This window comes from Streptomyces sp. NPDC093260, assembly GCF_040683715.1.
Taxonomy (GTDB): Bacteria; Actinomycetota; Actinomycetes; order Streptomycetales; family Streptomycetaceae; genus Streptomyces; species Streptomyces sennicomposti.
Window position 1 is genome coordinate 142,192 of sequence record NZ_JBFBEK010000005.1, and the last position, 19,509, is coordinate 161,700.

At 74.9% G+C, this 19,509-nt stretch carries 12 protein-coding genes; 2 read left to right on the forward strand and 10 right to left on the reverse strand.

What is annotated here, in order from left to right:
• Positions 1-89: 89 nt before the first annotated feature.
• The gene (locus AB0N63_RS08630) at positions 90-3,644 is read right to left on the reverse strand and encodes an ATP-dependent DNA helicase (protein WP_365525981.1); all 3,555 of its coding nucleotides are present in this window, start codon (positions 3,642-3,644) and stop codon (positions 90-92) included.
• 162 nt (positions 3,645-3,806) lie between these two features.
• The gene (locus AB0N63_RS08635; protein ID WP_365525983.1) at positions 3,807-4,202 is read right to left on the reverse strand and encodes an MGMT family protein; all 396 of its coding nucleotides are present in this window, start codon (positions 4,200-4,202) and stop codon (positions 3,807-3,809) included.
• Between the two features lie 186 nt (positions 4,203-4,388).
• Between AB0N63_RS08635 and AB0N63_RS08640 the strand changes: the two genes are divergently transcribed.
• On the forward strand, positions 4,389-7,355 hold the full coding sequence (locus AB0N63_RS08640; protein WP_365525986.1) for a lysylphosphatidylglycerol synthase domain-containing protein: 2,967 nt from the start codon (positions 4,389-4,391) through the stop codon (positions 7,353-7,355).
• Positions 7,356-7,442: 87 nt separating this feature from the next.
• Entirely contained in the window at positions 7,443-9,002 is a 1,560-nt protein-coding gene (locus tag AB0N63_RS08645; RefSeq protein WP_365525989.1) for an alpha/beta hydrolase, read from the forward strand.
• A 93-nt stretch (positions 9,003-9,095) separates the two neighbouring features.
• Here the strand turns inward: AB0N63_RS08645 and moeZ are convergent, their stop codons facing one another.
• From moeZ to AB0N63_RS08685, 8 genes are all read right to left on the reverse strand, one after another.
• Positions 9,096-10,274, reverse strand: coding sequence for an adenylyltransferase/sulfurtransferase MoeZ (gene moeZ, locus AB0N63_RS08650; protein ID WP_365525992.1), 1,179 nt, complete (start codon positions 10,272-10,274; stop codon positions 9,096-9,098).
• A 63-nt stretch (positions 10,275-10,337) separates the two neighbouring features.
• A complete protein-coding gene (locus AB0N63_RS08655) occupies positions 10,338-11,132 on the reverse strand; it encodes a spherulation-specific family 4 protein (RefSeq protein ID WP_365525995.1) in 795 nt (264 codons plus the stop codon).
• On the reverse strand, positions 11,120-12,082 hold the full coding sequence (locus AB0N63_RS08660; protein ID WP_365525997.1) for an NAD-dependent epimerase/dehydratase family protein: 963 nt from the start codon (positions 12,080-12,082) through the stop codon (positions 11,120-11,122). The genes AB0N63_RS08655 and AB0N63_RS08660 overlap by 13 nt, the downstream gene beginning before the upstream one ends.
• A 388-nt stretch (positions 12,083-12,470) precedes the next feature.
• Complete coding sequence (locus AB0N63_RS08665) at positions 12,471-13,658, reverse strand: hypothetical protein (protein ID WP_365526000.1); 1,188 nt, start codon at positions 13,656-13,658, stop codon at positions 12,471-12,473.
• Between the two features lie 128 nt (positions 13,659-13,786).
• A complete protein-coding gene (locus AB0N63_RS08670; RefSeq protein WP_365526003.1) occupies positions 13,787-15,502 on the reverse strand; it encodes a DUF3492 domain-containing protein in 1,716 nt (571 codons plus the stop codon).
• Positions 15,503-15,766: 264 nt separating this feature from the next.
• Entirely contained in the window at positions 15,767-17,401 is a 1,635-nt protein-coding gene (locus tag AB0N63_RS08675; protein ID WP_365526006.1) for an ABC transporter ATP-binding protein, read from the reverse strand.
• Positions 17,398-18,405 (reverse strand): ABC transporter permease, encoded by a 1,008-nt coding sequence (locus AB0N63_RS08680; RefSeq protein WP_365526008.1) that lies wholly within the window; start codon positions 18,403-18,405, stop codon positions 17,398-17,400. The genes AB0N63_RS08675 and AB0N63_RS08680 overlap by 4 nt, the downstream gene beginning before the upstream one ends.
• On the reverse strand, positions 18,402-19,508 hold the full coding sequence (locus AB0N63_RS08685; RefSeq protein ID WP_365526011.1) for an ABC transporter permease: 1,107 nt from the start codon (positions 19,506-19,508) through the stop codon (positions 18,402-18,404). Before AB0N63_RS08685 ends, AB0N63_RS08680 begins: the two co-directional genes overlap by 4 nt.
• Between the last annotated feature and the right edge of the window lies 1 nt (position 19,509).

Consider the following 19,509-nt stretch of genomic DNA (forward strand, 5'->3'; position numbering starts at 1 on the left):
CCGCAGGTCAGCGGGGATGGTGCGGTTCGTCACGTGCCCTGTTCGACACGTAACCCCCCTCCTCCCGCGGGGCCGCTTCGTCACGCGCCCTACTCCACGACGTGGCGGCCCTCCGGGCGGGCGCTGCACGAGGCTCGGAACGAGCAGTGCGCGCAGTGCTGCCCGGCGCTCGGCGTGAACCGCTCGTCCAGGACCTTGCCCGCGGCGGTCGCCAGCAGATCGCCGACCCACTCGCCCTCCAGCGGCTCCTGCGCCTGCACCTTGGGCAGGGCCTCGCCGCCGTCCCGCTTGGCCGCGCCCTGGCGCAGCTGGACGAGTTCCGCGCCGCCCGGCTCGGGCCGTACGCCGTCGAACGCCTCGTCCACGGCGCCCTCGCGGACGGCCAGCTGGTAGACGGCCAGCTGCGGATGGCGGGCCACCTCGGCGCCGGTGGGCGCCTGCTTTCCGGTCTTGAAGTCGACGACGTAGGCGCGACCCTCGCCGTCCGCCTCCACCCGGTCCATGGAGCCGCGGATGCGCACCTGGTGCCCACCGGCCGTCAGGGTCACGTCGAACGTGTGCTCGCTGGCCACCGCGGTGCGGCCGGAGCGGTCCAGGACGTGCCACTTCAGGAAGCGTTCGAGCGCCACGCGCGCGTTGTCCCGCTCCTGCGCCGACTTCCAGGGCGCGTCGAAGGCGAGCGCGTTCCAGACCGTCTCCAGGCGCTCCATGAGGACCGCGAGGTCGGCGGGGGTGCGGCCGGAGGCGACCTCGTCGGCCAGGACGTGCACCACGTTGCCGAAGCCCTGGGCGGCGCTCGCGGGCGCGTCGGCCTTCACCTCGCGGCCGAGGAACCACTGCAGCGCGCAGGTGTTGGCGAGCTGGTCGAGGGCGCTTCCGGACAGCACGACGGGCTGGTCGCGGTCGCGCAGGGGCACCTTGCTCGCCGTCGTCTCCGCCAGGCCCCACCAGCGGTCCGGGTGCGCGGCGGGCACCAGCGGGCGGCCCTCGTCGTCGGCGAGCGCGGCGAGCCGGGCCAGCCGGCGCGCGGCGGCCTCCCTGAGGGCGTCGGACGCGGCCGGGTCCACCGTCGTGGCGCGCAGCTCGGCGACCAGCGCGGCCACGGACAGCGGGCGGCGGGGGCGGCCGGTGACGTCCTGGGGCTCGACGCCGAGTTCGGTCAGGAAGCGGGAGGGCTGGTCGCCGTCGTCCGCGGGCGCCTTCACCGCGGTGACGACCAGCCGTTCACGCGCGCGCGTGACGGCCACGTAGAACAGCCGGCGCTCCTCGGCCAGCAGCGCGCCCGGGGTGAGCGGTTCGGCGAGTCCGTCGCGGCCGATGCGGTCGGCCTCCAGCAGGGAGCCGCGGCGGCGCAGGTCCGGCCACAGGCCCTCCTGGACGCCCGCGACGACGACCAGCCGCCACTGGAGGCCCTTGGAGCGGTGCGCGGTCATCAGGCGCACCGCGTCGGGGCGCACGGCGCGGCGGGTGAGCGTGTCGGCGGCGATGTCCTGCGCCTCGATCTCCTCCAGGAAGTTCAGCGCGCCCCGGCCGCCGGTGCGCTCCTCGGCGCGGCCGGCGGTCGCGAACAGCGCGCACACCGCGTCCAGGTCCCGGTCGGCGTTGCGGCCGGCGGCGCCGCCGCGGCGCGCGGCCCGCTCCAGGCGGCCGGGCCACGGCGTGCCCTCCCACAGGTCCCACAGCGCCTCCTCGGCGGTGCCGCCGCCCGCCAGCCGCTCCCGGGCCCTTCTGAGCAGCGCGCCCAGGCGTTGCGCGCCCCGCGCGTAGGCCGGGTCGTGCGCGACCAGGCGCTCCGGTTCGGCGAGCGCACGGGCGAGGAGCTCGTCGGAGGGGGGCGGCACGGGGTTGCCGGCGGCCCGCTCCTCCTCGCGCAGGGCGCGACCGAGGCGGCGCAGATCGGCGGTGTCCATGCCGGCGAGGGGCGAGGCGAGGAGGGTGAGGGCGGTCTCGGTGTCGAGCCAGCAGGGAGTGGGGCCCTGGGCGGCGGGCCGGGGGACCGCGGTGTCGTGCCCGGTACCCGCTCCGGCTGCCCCGGGGGCCGTCGCCACCTGCTCCGTCGGCTCGGAGTCCGAGTCCGCCACCGCCGCTTCGGCCCTCGTCGGTTCGGCCTTCGCCGCCCCGGACTGCGGGGCCTCGGCCTCCACCGTCTCGGGCTCCGAGGCCGCAGCCGCTTCCGCCGCCTCGGGCGACCGGTCCGCGGCCCTCGTCCCGGCCGGGCCGTCCGCCTCCGTCAGCTCGGCACGCTGCGCCGCCTCCGCCGTCGCCACCGCGCGCAGGGCCGTCAGCAGGGGGGCCACCGCCGGTTCGTGGCGCAGGGGCAGGTCGTCGCCGTCCACGTCCAGGGGGACGCCGGCCGCCGTCAGGGCGCGCCGGAGGGTGGGTATCGAGCGGGCCCCGGCGCGCACCAGGACGGCCATCTCGCCCCAGGGGACGCCGTCCTCCAGGTGGGCGCGGCGCAGGACGTCGGCGATGTTGTCCACCTCGGCGCCCGGCGTCGGGTACGTGTGCACCTCGACCCGGCCGCCGTCCCGCGCGGGGACCAGCTCGCGATGGGCGCGGACCTTGTCCGCCGGAAGGCGGGTGAGCGGCATGCGCCGGGCCAGCAGCCGGGTCGCGGCCAGCAGCGCGGCCCCGGAGCGGCGTGAGGTGCGCAGCACCGCGACGGGCGCGGGAGTGCCGTCCGCGCGCGGGAAGGCCTGCGGGAACTGCAGGATGCCGTTCACGTCCGCGCCCCGGAAGGCGTAGATCGACTGGTCGGGATCGCCGAAGGCGAGCAGGGTGCGGCCGCCGCCGGCGAGCGCCCGCAGCAGCCGTACCTGGGCCGGGTCGGTGTCCTGGTACTCGTCGACGTAGACCGCGTCGTACTGCGCGGCGAGCCGCTCGGCGACCCCGGGGCGGCGGGCGAGGAGGACCGCGCGGTGGACGAGTTCGGCGTAGTCGAGCACGCCCTGGAGGTCGAGGACGTCGAGGTACTCGGCGAGGAAGACGGCCGCCGCCTGCCAGTCGGGGCGGCCGATGCGGCGCGCGAAGGCGGCCAGCGCGTCGGGTCCCAGCCCCAGTTCGCGGCTGCGGGCGAGGACCGCGCGGACCTCGTCGGCGAAGCCGCGCGTGGTCAGGCAGGCGCGCAGCTCGTCCGGCCAGCGCACGTGCGCGAGGCCGAGCCGCTCCAGGTCGGCCTGGCCCGCCAGGAGGTCGCGGACGGTGACGTCCTGCTCGGGGCCGGACAGCAACCGCAGCGGCTCCACGAACAACCCGCTGTCCTGGTGGGCGCGGACCAGGGCGTAGCAGAACGAGTGGAAGGTGGTCGCGCGGGGCGCGTGCGCGGCGCCGGTGCGCAGTGCCATGCGGTCGCGCAGTTCGACGGCGGCCTTGCGGCTGAACGTGAGCACCAGGATCCGCTCGGGGTCCTGGCCGCGGGCGACGCGGCGGGCGACGGACTCGACCAGGGTGGTGGTCTTGCCGGTGCCCGGACCGGCGAGGACGAGCAGGGGTCCGGCCTCGTGGTGGACGACGGCCTGCTGCGCCGCGTCCAGGCGCGGGGGTTCCGGCGCCGCCGGGGGGGTACGCACCAGCCGGTAGGCGCCACGGTCGCCCTGCCGTACCTGGAGGTGCGGCAGGGGCCGGGTGGTGGAGGGGGTGCTCACGTGGTTCGCCGGTCCTGGTGGGGTGCTGGGGTCTGTCACTGCCGGCGCCGGGCGCCGTGGTCGCGGAGGTGCTCTCCCGAACGTACGGCATGTCCGGAACGTGCCCGGATTCGCCCGTACGGGCCAGGGGCTCCCCTCGGGGCCGCGGGATGGCGGAAGCTGTCAGGTGTGACCCTGCGCACGTCCACCGCTGTCGCCGCCGTCCCAGCGCGCCCGCCGCATGTCGAGCCGGGGCAGATGACCCTCGGCCGCCCTGCCCGCCTCGCGCAGGGGCGTGCCCTCCGCGCGGTAGTGGTCGAGGGCGCGCAGTTCGTGACCGGGGAGCAGCTTCCCGTCCGAGCGGACCACCCGCCACCAGGGCACGGCTCCGCCGTAGAGGGCCATCACCCGGCCGACCTGACGGGGACCGCCCGCCTCCAGCCATTCGGCGACGTCGCCGTACGTCATGACGCGGCCCGGCGGGATCAGCTCGGCGACCTCGAGGACCCGCTCGGCGTACTCGGGCAGCGCCTCGGCGGGCTCCGCGCCGCCTGCGCCCCCAGGGCTCACTTCGCTCATCCGCCCCATCCTGCCGCACCCCACCGACAGCGCGCGGGGCCCGCGACAGGACGGGCCCCTCGCCGCGACGCCGTGCTTCCGGCAGACTGGCGGACCCCGCACCCGCACCCTGATGCCCCCGAGTGTCGGTGGGGCATGCCACCATCGTGCGGGCGGTGACCGGTGATACGAGACCAAGAAGAGAGCATGAAGCAGCAGGGTGTGCACCCCGACGGCGCGGAGGGCACCTCTGGGGTCTCGTCGCGCCCGGACACCGGCGCGAGCGGCGCCGGCCAGGACCAGGACCAGGACCGCGAGTCCGGCGACGACCGTGCGACCGGCCACAACCGTACGGCCGACTCGAACCGAACCGGGGAGGACGGCACGACCGGCGAGGACCGTGCGGCCGACCCGGACCGTGCTGCGGCCCGGGACCGTGCGACCGGCCCGGACGGCCCTGCGGCCGATGAGCAGGCGGCCACGGCGCGGCGGAAGCCGGAGGACGGCCCGGAGGTGACCCACATCGACGAGGTGGAGGGCGACGAACCTCTGCTCCCCGCGCGCGTGCACCGTCCCTCGGACCTGATGCGGCTCATGGTGGGCGTGCTCGCGATCGTGGTCCTGCTGGCGATCGCCGCTTTCGCGCACGGCACCACCTCGGGGCTCGAACAGGACATCAACAAGGGCACCGGTCAGGCCCCCGACCTGCTCATCAAGATCGCCGGTCTGGTGTCCAGCATCGCGATCCTGCTGGTACCGGTCGCCTTCGCGATCGAGCGCCTGATCAAACGCGACGGACTGCGCATCGCCGACGGCGTCCTCGCGGCGGTCCTCGCCCACGGGGTGACGCTCGCCACCGATCTGTGGGTGGCCAAGGCCGCCCCGCACTCGATCCAGGAGGCGCTCACCCAGCCCTCCCCCGGCGATCTGCACGCGCTGACCGACCCGGTGCACGGCTACCTCGCCCCGGTCATCGCGTACATGACGGCCGTCGGCATGTCCCGGCGGCCGCGCTGGCGTTCGGTGCTGCTGATCGTGCTGCTGCTGGACGCCTTCTCGATGCTGGTCACCGGCTACACGACACCGTTCTCGATCATCCTCACGGTGCTGATCGGCTGGACCATCGCCTACGGCACCCTCTACGCGGTCGGCTCGCCGAACGTCCAGCCCACCGGGCGGACCCTGATGGCGGGCCTGCGCACGGTCGGTTTCCACCCCGTCAGCGCGGCCCGCGAGGAGCTGGCGGAGACCGCGGCGGAGAGCGGAGACCGCGGCCGGCGCTACTTCGTCACCCTGGAGGACGGCCCGCCGCTGGACGTCACGGTCGTCGACCGCGAGCAGCAGGCGCAGGGCTTCTTCTACCGGGTGTGGCGCAACCTCACCCTGCGCGGCTTCGCCACCCGCAGCAGCCTCCAGTCGCTGCGGCAGGCCCTGGAGCAGGAGGCGCTGCTCGCGTACGCGGCCATCGCGGCCGGCGCCAACGCGCCCAAGCTGATCGCGACCTCCGAGCTGGGCCCCGACGCCGTGATGCTGGTCTACGAGCACACCGGCGGGCGCACCCTGGACTCGCTGGCCGACGAGGAGATCACCGACGAACTGCTCCACCACACCTGGCAGCAGGTGCGGGCGTTGCAGTCGCGGCGCATCGCGCACCGCAGGCTGGCGGGGGACGCGATCGTGGTGGACCGTTCCGACAGGGTGGTTCTCACCGATCTGCGCGGCGGCGAGATCGCGGCCGGCGACCTGCTGCTGCGCATGGACGTGGCGCAGCTGGTGACGACGCTCGGCCTGCGGGTGGGCGCCGAGCGTGCGGTGGCCTCCGCCGTGGGCGTCCTCGGTCCCGACGCGGTCGCCGACTGTCTGCCGATGCTCCAGCCCATCGCGCTGACCCGCGGCACGCGCGCGACACTGCGCAGGCTGGCGCGGGAGCGGGCGCAGCGGGAGCGCGAGGCGGTCCTGGAGGCGTCCCGGCAGGCCAAGCAGGCCCGGCTGGAACAGGCCGCGAAGGACGCCGGACCCGCCCCGGCGGACGCCTCCGGGACGGCCGTCGATCTCACCGAGACCGATCGGCGCGACAGACGCGACAAGGGCGCCAAGAAGGCCGAGCGGGCCGAGGCGCGGGCCGAGAAGCGTGCCATCGACGAGGCCATAGAGGAGGCCCGCGAGGAGGATCTGCTCACGCAGATCCGGCACCAGGTGCTGCGGATCAGGCCGCAGGCGCCGGTCGAGCCGGCCCGGCTGGAACGGGTGCGGCCGCGCACGCTGATCAGTTTCATCGCGGGCGCCATCGGCGCGTACTACCTGCTGACCCAGCTCACCCACATCCAGTTCGACACGCTGTTCGCGCACGCCCAGTGGGGCTGGCTGGTGGCGGCGGTGCTGTTCTCGGCGCTGAGCTATGTGGCCGCCGCGATGGCGCTGCTGGGGTTCGTGCCGGAGCGGGTGTCCTTCGTGCGGACCGTGGCGGCGCAGGTCGCCGGGTCGTTCGTGAAGATCGTCGCGCCGGCGGCGGTCGGCGGCGTGGCCCTGAACACGCGTTTCCTCCAGCGCTCCGGCGTACGCCCCGGGCTGGCGGTGGCGAGCGTGGGCGCCTCGCAGTTGTTCGGGCTCGGCTGCCACATCCTGATGCTGCTGTCGTTCGGCTATCTGACCGGGACCGAGAAGACGCCGTCGCTGTCGCCGTCCCGGACGGTCATCGCGGGTCTGCTGACGGTCGCGGTGCTGGTGCTGGTGGTCACCTCGGTGCCGTTCCTGCGGAAGTTCGTCGCCACCCGCGTACGGTCGTTGTTCGCGGGCGTGGTGCCGCGCATGCTGGACGTGCTCCAGCGGCCGCAGAAGCTCGTCACCGGCATCGGCGGCATGCTGCTGCTGACCGCCTGCTTCGTGATGTGCCTGGACGCGTCGATCCGCGCGTTCGGCGACGAGTCGACGTCGCTGAGCATCGCCAGCGTGGCGGTCGTCTTCCTGGCCGGCAACGCGCTCGGTTCCGCGGCGCCGACCCCGGGCGGTGTGGGCGCGGTCGAGGCGACGCTCACGGTCGGTCTGATCGCCGTGGGGCTGCCCAAGGAAGTGGCGGCGCCGGCGGTGCTGATGTTCCGGCTGCTGACGCTGTGGCTGCCGGTGCTGCCGGGCTGGCTGGCCTTCAGCCATCTGAGCCGCAAGGGGTTCTTGTAGGACCCTGGGCCGGGTCCCTCCGTGCGGCGGTAGCCCGGACGGCCCGCGTCCCGCGCGGGAGGCCACGCGCGGCGTGAGGATGGAGGCATGCCGAACCCCCGCGGGCTGCGTGCCGCCGCCCTGACCTCGACCGCCGTCCTGCTGGCCGCCCTGATGGCGGGGTGCGGCGACGGCACCGATCCCGGCGGCGGGCCCGCGGGCGGGGACCCGGCGACGCAGAAGCTCGCCTGGAAGGACTGTCCGCCGCCCAGCGCGGCGCAGGGCGGCGGCACGGCGCCGTCCCCGCTGCCGGGCGGCGGCGCCTGGCAGTGCGCGACGATGCGGGCGCCCCTGGACTGGGACAAGCCGAAGGGCGAGACGATCGGCATCGCGCTGATCCGGGCCAGGGCGAGCGGTCCGGGCAAGCGCATCGGCTCGCTGGTCTTCAACTTCGGCGGGCCGGGCGGCTCGGGCGTGAGCACCCTGCCCGCGTTCGCCGCGGACTACGCCAAGCTGCGCACCCGCTACGACCTGGTCAGCTTCGACCCGCGCGGGGTGGGGCGCAGCGCGCCGGTCGTCTGCGAGAGCGACAGCCAGCTCGACCAGTACTTCCAGCAGGACGCGACGCCGGACGACGCCGCCGAGCGGACGACGTATCTGAAGAACACCGAGCGGTTCAACGCTGCGTGCCAGAAGAACTCCGGGAAGGTCCTCCCCCACGTCCGCACCACCGACGCGGCCCGCGACATGGACCTGATGCGCCAGGTGCTCGGCGACGACAGGCTGCACTACTTCGGCATCTCCTACGGCACCGAGCTGGGCGGCGTGTACGCGCACCTGTTCCCGCACAACGTGGGCCGCGCCGTCCTCGACGGGGTCGTCGACCCCACGCAGAACCCGGAGCAGAGTTCGCTCGGCCAGGCCAAGGGGTTCCAGCTGGCGATGGACAACTTCGCCGAGGACTGCGTGTCGCAGGTCGCCGGCTGCCCCATCGGCGACTCCCGGCAGGACGTGGAGAACCGCGTCGCCGCACTGCTCAGGAAGCTCGACGCCAAGCCGGTCCAGGGCATCTTCCCGCGCCGCCTGACCCAGACCGCCGCGACCAACGGGATCGCGCAGGCCCTGTACTCCAAGGAACTGTGGCAGCCGCTCACCGAGGGCCTGGAGGACGCCTACGACGGCGACGGCAGGATCCTCATGCTGCTGTCCGACGCGATGAACGGCCGCGACCAGAACGGCGAGTACAGCAACATCACGGCGGCGAACGTCGCCATCAACTGCGCCGACGAGAAGCAGCGGTACGACACCGCGTACGTGCAGAGGAAACTGCCCGAGTTCCGGTCCGCCTCACCGCTGTTCGGCGACTTCCTGGCCTGGGGCATGCTCAGCTGCACGGACTGGCCGGTCAAGGGCGCGGCCGACCACCCCGACGTGAGCGCGTCCGGCTCGGCGCCGATCCTCGTCGTGGGCAACACCGGCGACCCGGCCACCCCGTACGAGGGCGCACGCAAGATGGCGAGCGCCCTCGGCAAGGGCGTCGCCGTCGAACTGACCTACAAGGGCCAGGGCCACGGCGCCTACGACAGCAAGAACAAGTGCGTCCAGAACGCCGTCAACGCCTACCTACTCGACGGCAGGCTCCCGGCAGCGGGAACGGTGTGCTCCTGACGGACCCCGGCCCGGACGACGACACGGGGGCCGCATGCGCCGGAGCGCGTGCGGCCCCCGTGGACGTGGGACCGGGAGAGTCGAGCCGGGGGCTCAGTACACCGGCTTGTGCGGTTCGATCTGGTTGACCCAGCCGATGACGCCGCCGCCGACGTGGACCGCGTCGGCGAAGCCCGCGGACTTCAGGACGGCGAGGACTTCCGCACTGCGGACACCCGTCTTGCAGTTCAGGACGATCTTCTTGTCCTGGGGGAGGCCCTCCAGGGCGTTGCCCATGAGGAACTCGTTCTTCGGGATGAGGCGGGCGCCCGGGATGGCGACGATCTCGAACTCGTTCGGCTCGCGGACGTCGATCAGTTCGATGTTCTCGCCGTCGTCGATCCACTCCTTGAGCTGCTTGGGAGTGATCGTGGAGTCGGCCGCCGCCGCCTGGGCCTCCTCGGAGACGACGCCGCAGAAGGCCTCGTAGTCGATGAGCTCGGTGACGGTCGGGTTCTCGCCGCAGACCGCGCAGTCCGGGTCCTTGCGGACCTTGACCTGGCGGTACTGCATCTCCAGGGCGTCGTAGATCATCAGGCGGCCGACCAGCGGCTCGCCGATGCCCGCGAGGAGCTTGATGGCCTCGTTGACCTGGATGGAGCCGATCGACGCGCACAGCACGCCGAGGACGCCGCCCTCGGCGCAGGAGGGGACCATGCCCGGGGGCGGGGGCTCCGGGTAGAGGCAGCGGTAGCAGGGGCCGTGCTCGGACCAGAAGACCGAGGCCTGGCCGTCGAAGCGGTAGATCGAACCCCAGACGTACGGCTTGTTCAGCAGCACGCACGCGTCGTTGACCAGGTAGCGGGTCGCGAAGTTGTCCGTGCCGTCGACGATCAGGTCGTACTGGCTGAAGATGTCCATCACGTTGTCGGCTTCGAGCCGCTGCTCGTGCAGGACGACGTTGACGTACGGGTTGATGCCCTTGACGGTGTCGCGCGCGGACTCGGCCTTGGAGCGGCCGATGTCGGCCTGGCTGTGGATGACCTGGCGCTGCAGGTTCGACTCGTCGACCTCGTCGAACTCCACGATGCCGAGCGTGCCGACGCCCGCCGCGGCCATGTACATCAGCGCCGGCGAGCCCAGTCCGCCGGCGCCCACACAGAGCACCTTCGCGTTCTTCAGCCGCTTCTGCCCGTCCATCCCCACATCCGGGATGATCAGGTGGCGGGAGTACCTGCGAACCTCGTCTACGGTGAGCTCGGCAGCCGGCTCGACCAGGGGTGGCAACGACACGGGGACTCCGTTGGTCGGTCAATCACTACAGTTGTTCTCCCCGTAACACTGCCACGCCCTTCTTCATTCCGAGACACCCGTTCCGGTACGCGAGACGATCTCGTCCCAGTAGCCGGGCAGCCCCTCCCAGGGACGGGCCTGCCGGCCCTGGTCCGTCCGGTCGGTGAACCAGATCGTCGCCGCACCCTGCCAGCGGGCGATGCGCAGCGCCTCCTCCAGATGACCGCGCGGCACGCTGTGCACGAAGTGGCAGAAGCGCTCGGCCGGATACTCGGCGGTCCACTCGGCCACCTGCGACCAGCGGTAGTCGTGCCACGCCCCGCTGAAGGTCACCAACTGGTCGGCGCTCTCGGCGTAGCCGGGGTACGGGTGGGTGCCGTGGCCGAGGACGATGTGCGCGTCGCGGTGCAGCGCGCGCAACGAGGCGACCGTACGGCGGACCTCGGGCAGCGTCGCGCGGTCGGCGGGACAGTGCTCCAGCAGGAAGCCGTCGACCCGGTACCACTCCAGGTAGCGGTGCGCGTCGGCGATCAGTTCGACACGGGGCCGGGCGCCGTGGGCGGTGTCGAGGTGGCCGAGGAGGCGGACGCCCGCGTTGCGCAGCCGCCCGGCGGCGTCCAGGCAGTGCGGGTCGGGCCGGACGCCGGGGCCGCCGTGGGCGACGTCGAGGACGACCCAGTCCAGCGGGGCGCCGGGCCGGGCGAGCGCGTTCCACTCGGCGGACGCCAGCAGGGGGTGGGCGCAGCCGGGCGCGCCGAGACCGGTGCGCAGCCCGGTGGCCGTGCCCGGACAGCCGTCGTCCGTCAGGGTGCCCGCCGGGTGCGACGGCCTCCCTCCGCCGTCCGTCAGATGCGGCATGCCGCCTCCATCCAGATATCGGCCAAGGACTCCTCCAGGCTGATCCGGGGGCGCCAGCCGAGCCGGTCGCGGGCGGTGCGCACATCGGCCTGCTGCCAGCTGCCGCAGCCGTCCGGGTACGGGTACGCGACCGGCGTGGGGTGGTCCGGGTCGTTGCGGGGGTGGCCGATGGGGCCTCTGAAGTGGCCGCCGGGCGGACCGTCGAGTTCGAGCAGGGTGCCGCCGTAGCCGGCCACGCGGGCGAGGACCGAGGCGGCCTCGCGCAGCCGGACGGCCCGGCCGGAGCCGATGTTGATGACGCCCTGCGCGGCCGAGAGCGAGGCCGCGTGCACGGCCCGCGCCACGTCGCGGACATCGACGAAGTCCCGCTGGACGCCGAGGCCGCCGAGCTTGAGGTCGCTGTCGCCGGACTGCATCGCGCGACGCATGGCCTCGGCGAGCCGGCCGAGCGGCGAGCCCGCCGGGGTGCCGGGCCCGGCGGGCGAGAACACCCGCAGGACGACGGCGTCGAGGCCGGAGCCGAGGACCAGTTCGGTGGCGGCGAGCTTGCTGACGCCGTACGGGCCGCCGGGGCGGGGCACGGCGTCCTCGGCGGTGGAGGAGCCGGGCTGGCTCGGGCCGTACTCCGCGCCGCAGCCGATCTGCACCAGGCGGGCGCCGCAGCCGCTGCGGCGCAGGGCCTCGCAGACGGTGGCGACGGCGACGGTGTTGTGCCGGGTGAGTTCGCGGGCCCCGCCCCGGGTGGCGCCGGCGCAGTTGATGACGACGCCGGGGTGGACGGCGTCCAGGAAGCGGGTGAGCGCGCCCGGGCTGCCGGTGGCGAGGTCGAAGCGGACGTCGGCGTCGTCGCCGCGGCCGAGGGCGGTGAGCTGGACGGCCGGGTCGGCGAGCAGGCGGTCGGCGACGAACCGGCCGAGGTATCCGTTGGCTCCGATCAGCAGAACCCTCATCGGGCGGCTCCCGGGGTGTGCGCTCCGGTGGCTCCGGATGCTCCGGACGCTCCGGATCGGGCGGTGGTCATCTGGTGTTCTCCTTCAAAAGGGTGGTGCGATCGGCTCCGGCGGTGCGGCCGGTCGCCGGCGACACGCGGTGGACCGGCTGTGCCTGCGGCTCCGGTCCGGTGCGGTCGGGGGTTGTCCGCGGGGGTGCGGCGGCCTGCGCCGGCGGGGGCGCGGAGGGCCGTGCCGACCGCGGCGCGGGGGCTCGTGACCGCGGTGGCGTGAAGGCCGGTGCCCGCGGTGGCGTGGAGGCCTGTGCCTGCGTTGGCCTGGGGGCTCGCGAGGGAGGGGCTACGGGTGAGGCGGCGGCCGTTCGTGACGGCGGCCGGTCCCCGGCCCGTCACCGCTGCGCCTCCGTCCTCGCGTGCGCCGAGGCCCGGCTCAGGTTGCGGGTCGCGTGGACCAGCAGGGCCAGGGCCGCCGCGCCGCAGGCCAGCGCGGGCACGCCGCCCGGTCCCCACACGGTGACGACGGTGTCGACCGGGACGGCGAGCGCGTCGCAGCCCGGCAGGCGGCCCGCGAAGACGCTCGCCTGAGCCGTCGCCTCGGCCGCCGCGGCGGCGCCGAGGGCGACGGCCGGGGCGTGGGTGAAGCCGTGCACGGTCAGGAGGCGGGCGAGCAGCAGCAGGGCGCCGAGCGTGAGGACCTGTGCCTGGCCGGCGGGCTCGTGCAGGACCGCGCCGCACCCGGCGAGCAGGGTGGCCAGCGCCCCCAGGAACAGGGCGAACAGCCCCAGCAGCAGTGGCCGTACGGAGGCGGCGAACTCGTCCAGACCGCGGCTCGCCGCCAGCCGCCGCCGGGCGCGCACGGCGAAGAGGTGCGCGGTGACCACCGCGGGAGCGCAGGCGAGGGCGAGCGCCAGTGCGGAGGCGGCGGCCAGGGGCCAGGGACCGGCGGCGGTGCCGTCGGGCAGTCCGTCGGGGCCGCCGCCGACGGCCGCGTCGAGCAGGCCGTCGCCGAGCGCGGCGTACCCGACGAGCCAGTGCGTCCAGGCGCGGGTGCCGGGCGGTCGGGCGCCGGGCAGACGGTGCCCGGCGGTGGCCAGCGGGCCGCGGCGGAGGACGGCGCGCACCGCCAGGGCGACGGCGAGGACCGCGGCCGCGGCCACCGTCAGGCGCGTACGGCCCTCGGTGAGCCGGAGTCCGGCGAGGCCGGCCGCGCACAGGGCGCCGGGGAGCAGGGCGAGCAGGAACGGGACGGGCCCGGTCCGGGGTTCGCCGGCGGTCCTCGGGTACGGCACCGTCTCCGCGTCGCGCGCGATGCGGGCGTACATCTCCTCGGCGAGCGAGAAGACGTCGCGGTGCCGGAAGCGGGCGGCGGTGTGGTCGGTGACGCCGTGCGCCTCCAGACCGGCGGCGATCTCCAGCGGATCGACCGCGTGTTCGCACAGGTCGCGGTGGCGGCGCATCAGCACCTTGACCGGATCGGCGCCCGCGCGCGGGGTGGCGACGGCGGCGCGCGGGGCGGCTCCGACGCCCGCAAAGACCTCGACGGGCGAGGAGCCCCCAGCCCCCGACGACGCACGCACGGACGCGGACACCCCCGCGGCCGCGGAGCCCGGCCCAGCCGCCGAGGAAGCCGCGGACGCCGAAGTCCCCGCAGGCCGCGTCCCGTCCAGGACCGGCCCCTGCTGCGGCTGACCGCCTCCCGGTTCCGTCATCGCGCGCCCTCCGTCCCCGCGGCCCCGGCGAGGGAGGTCGCCGCCCAGGCGGGGCCGCCCCGGGCCGCGCGCGGGGCCGCGGCGGGCGCGCCGGTCCAGTGGCCGGGGACATGCGCCTCGGCCGGGGCCGCGAACGGCAGCGGCTCGCCCGCACGGTCCAGCACCACGCGGCGTACCGGGCTCTGCGCGACGATCTCCAGGTAGAGGCCGTGGAAGGCGGCGACGTTCTGCTCGACGGTGAACAGTTCGAGCGCGCGGGCGCGCGCGGCGGCGCCCAGGCGGGCACGGCGCTCGGGGTCGGCCAGCAGCGTCGCGCACGCCTCCGCGAGCGCCCGCGGATTGCGCGGGGGCACGACCAGTCCGGTGCCGCCGACGGCCTCGACGACCGCGCCCACGTCCGTGGAGACGGTCGCGCGCCCGCAGAGCATGGCCTCGACCAGACCGAGCGGGAAGCCCTCCACGACGCTGGACAGCACGACCACCGAGCCGGCCGCGTAGGCGTCGGCGGGGGTGGGCGCCTCCGGGCCGCCGGTCTCCTCGAAGGAGACCGGGTTCTCGCCGGCGGTGTGCGGTCCCGTGGCCTCGTCGGGAAAGAGCTGGGCGGCCACGGCCCTGCAGTGGGCGAGGTAGGCGGCCGCGTCGGGGCCGGTCGCCGAGCCCACGATCCGCAGCCGCGCGTGCGGCAGCGCGGTGTGCACCTGGGCGAAGGCGTGCAGCAGGGAGACGAGGTCCTTGGCGGGCTCGACGCGGCCCACCCACACCAGCGTGTCCGGGCCGGCGGTCTGCGGGGCCTCGCCGACCTCGGTGAAGGGGGCCGCGTCCAGGCCGGGGTGGACGGTGCGCAGCCGTGCGCGGTCGGCGCCGCAGCGCTCCTGCCAGCGGCGGGCGTGGGCGTTGCCGTGGGTGACGAGGGCGGCCCGCTGGTAGACCTCGGCGGCCAGGGCGCCGTGGAAGGCGGCGAGCAGGGCGCGCACGGCCGGGGCGGCGCCGGTGGCGCCCGAGGCCAGGTAGTGCGAGCGCAACGGCACGCCGTGCTCGGTGACGAGGAGGGGGACGTCGCAGAAGTGGCGGGCGAGGAGGCCGGGCAGCGCGGTGGTGCCGCCGGCCGCCGTGTGGCACAGGTCGGCTGCGCCGAGGCCGTCCTCCTCGTGCCAGTCGAGGGAGAGAGGGCGCAGGGCGCGTTCGAGGTGGGCGGCGACCGCGAGGAGGTCCGGTACGCGCGCCTGGCGCGCGGCGCGCTGTGCGCCGGGCGCGCGGCAGGCGCGTTCCAGGGCGCGGACGGCGGTGTCCGACCGCAGGGCGCCTGGCAGTCCGCCCTCGTCGCGGGCGAGTTCGGCCAGTCCGTAGAGCGCCCTGGCGAAACGGTCCGCCTGGGTGTCCCGGCCGGTGCGGCGGGCCGGGTCGGCGAGTTCGGCGTTGCTCGCCGTGGCCAGGGCGGCCGCCAGTTCGCCGTAGCACTCGGCGAAGCGCCGGCGCGCGCGGCGGCCGTAGCCCGCGCGGTCGTCGTCCGAGGTCCACAGGGGGGCCGTACGGACCCGGGCGACCTGCGGCGGCAACGGACGCCAGCCCTCGTCCTCCTGCTGCCGGGTGCGGCTGAGCGCGTAGAGGTCGAACTCGTGCTGCCCGAGCCCGTGCACGAGCCGTTCGCACCAGAGTCCGGCGTCACCGCCCACATACGGATAGCCACCCTCCGTCACCAGTCCGATGCGCACGCGTGCACCCCCGATCTCCTTCGTCCCCAGGGCCTCTCGTGTGGATCAGGCCGTTGGATGGCCGCCGGGCGGTGCCGGCGGCGTACAGCGGGACGAAGGTATGCGGACATGCCGGTGGTGCGACGGACGGTTGTCCATCGCACCACCAGAAGGGGTGAACGGTCGTGACTTTCCCGTGCGGGTCGCGTTTGACCGCGCTAGCCGCTCTCGGGGCCACCCGCCGTCACCCTGTGGGCCTCCCCCGCCGAAGTCCTCCACGCGTCCTCAGGCCGTGGCCGGCTCCCGGCGGGCGGCCCGGCGGCGGGCGGCCGCCTGGGGGTCGAGCGCGGGCACGGCGGCCAGCAACCGCCGGGTGTACGGGTCGCGCGGCGCGCCGTAGACCTCGTCGGCCGGGCCCTCCTCGACGATCCGGCCGCGGTGCATCACGGCGACCCGGTCGCTGACCTGGCGCACCACGGCCAGGTCGTGGGCGACGAACACGAGGGCGATCCCCAGTTCCCGCTGCAACTCGCCCAGCAGGGCGACGACCTGGGCCTGGGTGGTGACGTCGAGCGCGGAGACCGGCTCGTCGCACACGATCACCTTGGGGTCGGCGGCGAGCGCCCGGGCGATGCCCACGCGCTGGCGCTGTCCGCCGCTGAACTCGTGCGGGTAACGGTCGTAGTGCGCCCCTTCGAGCCCCACGCGCTCCAGCAGTTCCGTCACCCGCCGGCGGATGCGCCCCTCGTCGCGCTCGCCGCGCGCCCGCAGCGGGTCGGCGACCGACTCGCCCACGCTGCGGCGGGGGTTGAGGGAGGAGACGGGGTCCTGGAAGACCATCTGCACGGCCGGGTCCACCCCGTGCCGGGCGCGGCCCTCGAACCGGACCTCGCCGGCCGTCGGCTCCAGCAGCCCGACCAGCACCCGGCCGAGCGTGGTCTTGCCGCTGCCGCTCTCCCCCACGACGCCGACGGTCTCGCCCCGGCGCAGGGTCAGCGACACGCCGTCCACGGCGGTGAGCGCCCGCCGCCCCCGCCCGAACTCGCGACGCAGCCCCGTCGCCTCCAGGACCACCTCACCGTCGCCGGAGTCAGCCTTCCGGGTCTCGCGCGGGGCGTCCACACGCGGTACGGCGCCGAGCAGTTCGCGGGTGTACGCCGCCGAGGGCGCCCCGAGGACGGCGGTGACCGGGCCGTGCTCGACCGCCCGGCCGTCCCGCATGACCAGCACCTCGTCCACGCTCTCGGCGGCGACGCCGACGTCGTGGGTGACGAGCAGCAGGCCCATGCCGGTCTCCTCGCGCAGCGTGTGCAGCAAGTCGAGGATCTGCGCCTGGACGGTCACGTCGAGCGCGGTGGTCGGCTCGTCGGCGATCAGCAGGTCGGGTTCGCAGGCCAGCGCCATGGCGATCAGGGCGCGCTGGCGCATGCCGCCGCTGAACTCGTGCGGCCGCGAGCGGGCGCGCCGCGCCGCGTCCGGGATCCCTACGCGCTCCAGCACCTGCACGGCACGCGCGCGTGCCGCACGACGTGAGGCGCGCGTGTGGACGCGGTACACCTCGGCGATCTGGTCGCCGATGGCGTAGTACGGGTCGAGCGAGGACAGCGGGTCCTGGAAGACCATGGCGGCCTTCGCGCCGCGCAGCCGCCGCAGCTCCTCGCCGGACGCCCGCTGGACGTCGGTCCCGGCGACCAGGACGGAGCCGCGCACCCGCGCCCCGGTGCCGTGGTGCAGTCCGAGCAGCGCCGCGGCGACCGTCGACTTGCCCGAGCCGGACTCGCCGACCAGCGCGAGCGCGGCGCCCCGCGCCAGCCCGAAGGAGAGTCCGTCCACGGCGCGCACCTCCCCGAACTCCACGCTCAGACCGGTCACGTCGACCAGGCTCGTACGGGCGTCGCCCGTGGTCTCGATCGGGCTCATGCGAGCACCACCCGTCGGTCGGCCACCGCGAACAGCACGTCCGCGACGGTGTTGGCGATGACCACGAAGAAGCCGACGACCAGGACCATGCCGACGACCACCGGCAGGTCGACGACGTTCACCGCGTGCACCAGCTCCTGGCCGATGCCGGGCAGGCCGAAGAGGGTCTCGGTGAGGACCGCGCCGCCGACCGCCGAGCCGACGTTGTTGGCGTTGAGCGCGATGACGGGCGCGAGGGCCCCGCGCAGCGCGTGCCGGCCGACGACCGAGCGCTCGCCGACGCCGTAGGCGCGGAAGGTGCGGATGTGGTCCTCGGCGAGCGTCTCCAGCATGCTGGCCCGGGTCAGCCGGGCGAAGGCGGCGGCCTCGATCAGAGCGAGCGAGAGCCAGGGCAGCAGCAGGTTCCAGGCCCACTGCTCGGGGTCGTCGGTGAGGTTCACGTACTGGGGGAAGGGCAGCCACTGGAACTCGCCGCAGACGACGATCATCAGGACCAGGCCGATGACGAACACGGGGGTGGCCGTGCCCGCGAGGGTGAGCGCGGTGAGCACCCGCTCGGAGGTGCGGCCGCGCCGCCAGGCGGAGAGCACCCCGGTGCCGACGCCGAGGACGAGCCAGAGCACCATCGCGCCGGCGACGAGGGACAGGCTCACCGGAAGCTTGGACGTGATGATGCTCATGACCTGCCGGCCGCTCTGGTAGGAGACCCCGAGGCAGGGCGCCGGGCAGTGCTCCACCGAGGTTCCGGTGGAGTAGTCGTGGCCGGCGACGAGGCCTTCGAGGAAGTGCCAGTAGCGCACGTGCAGCGGTTCGTCCAGGCGCAGTTGCTGGGCGACCTGGTGCACCTGTTCGGGCGAGCAGCGCGGACCGCAGGTGATCTGGGCGACGTCGCCGGGGGCGGCGTAGAAGACCACGTAGACGATGACCGAGAGGGCGAAGAGGGTGGCGGCGGCGCCGAGGACGCGGCGCAGCACGAAGCCGGTGAGTCCGCCGAAGACGCTCATGCGGTCTCCTCCCTGTCCGTGCCGGTCCTGCGGGGTTGCGCGTCGGTCCCGGTCTTGCGGGGTCGTGTGTCCGTCCCGGCCTCGCGCGGCCCGGTCGTGGTGTCGGGGGTCCCGGTCCCGGCCTCCCGTCTGCGGCCGGTGCCCACGCGCAGGCGGGAGGCGGCGCGCGGGTCCAGGGCCGTGCGGACGCCGTCACCGAGGACGGTGAGGGCGACGACGGTCACGAACAGGGCGCCCGCGGGGAGCATCAGGTACTGCGGGGCGGCCTGGTACCAGACGTCGGCCGCGGTGAGCATCTGTCCCCAGGACGGGGTGGGCGGCTTCACGCCGACGCCGAGGAAGGACAGCGCTGCCTCGGCGGAGATGTTCATGGGCACGAGCAGCGCGGCGTAGGTGATGACCGGGGCGGCCAGTCCGGGCAGCAGCTCGCGGCGGGCGGTGTGCCACGCGCCCCAGCCGCTGAGCCGGGCGGCGGCGACGTGGTCGAGACCCTTCAGGGTGAGCGTCTGGGCCCGGACGATCTTGGCGATGCTGCCCCAGGCGATCAGGCCGATGACGAGGGCGACCAGGACCGGGCGCGGGAAGCTCTGCGGCACGATCGCGAGCAGCGCCAGCGACATGATCATCAGGGGCATGGCGACGATGATGTCGGTGAGCCGACTCAAGAGTTGATCAACCCAGCGGTTGCCGAGCGCGGCGGCGACGCCGACGGTGACGCCGATGGCGATCTGCACGACGGTCGCGGCGAGCGCGACGCCGAGGGAGACCCGCGCCCCGTACACGAGCCGGGCGAACAGGTCGCGCCCGGTCTGCGGTTCGACGCCGAGCCAGTGGTCGGCGCCGGCGCCGCCGAAGGAGCCGACGGGCACCCCGCCGCGCGCGGAGTCGATCAGGCCGGGGTGGTAGGTGGTCGGGTCCTGGCCCTCCAGGGCGGTGAGCAGGGGCGCGGCGAGCGCGACCAGGACGAGCAGGGCGACGACGGCGGCCGCGACGAGGGCGGCGCGCTGGGCGCGCAGCCGCCGCCAGAACGGGCGGGCCCCCGAGGCCGCCGGGACGGAGACGTCCGTCGCGGCGGCCTCGGAGGCGGCGAGTACCTCACTCACG

Bases quoted from the DNA above. Each gene is read 5' to 3' on its own strand.
- AB0N63_RS08635 (WP_365525983.1), bottom strand. From the start codon at position 4,202: ATGAGCGAAGTGAGCCCTGGGGGCGCAGGCGGCGCGGAGCCCGCCGAG.
- AB0N63_RS08640 (WP_365525986.1), top strand. From the start codon at position 4,389: ATGAAGCAGCAGGGTGTGCACCCCGACGGCGCGGAGGGCACCTCTGGG.
- AB0N63_RS08645 (WP_365525989.1), top strand. From the start codon at position 7,443: ATGCCGAACCCCCGCGGGCTGCGTGCCGCCGCCCTGACCTCGACCGCC.
- AB0N63_RS08655 (WP_365525995.1), bottom strand. From the start codon at position 11,132: ATGCCGCATCTGACGGACGGCGGAGGGAGGCCGTCGCACCCGGCGGGC.
- AB0N63_RS08660 (WP_365525997.1), bottom strand. From the start codon at position 12,082: ATGAGGGTTCTGCTGATCGGAGCCAACGGATACCTCGGCCGGTTCGTC.
- AB0N63_RS08675 (WP_365526006.1), bottom strand. From the start codon at position 17,401: ATGAGCCCGATCGAGACCACGGGCGACGCCCGTACGAGCCTGGTCGAC.
- AB0N63_RS08680 (WP_365526008.1), bottom strand. From the start codon at position 18,405: ATGAGCGTCTTCGGCGGACTCACCGGCTTCGTGCTGCGCCGCGTCCTC.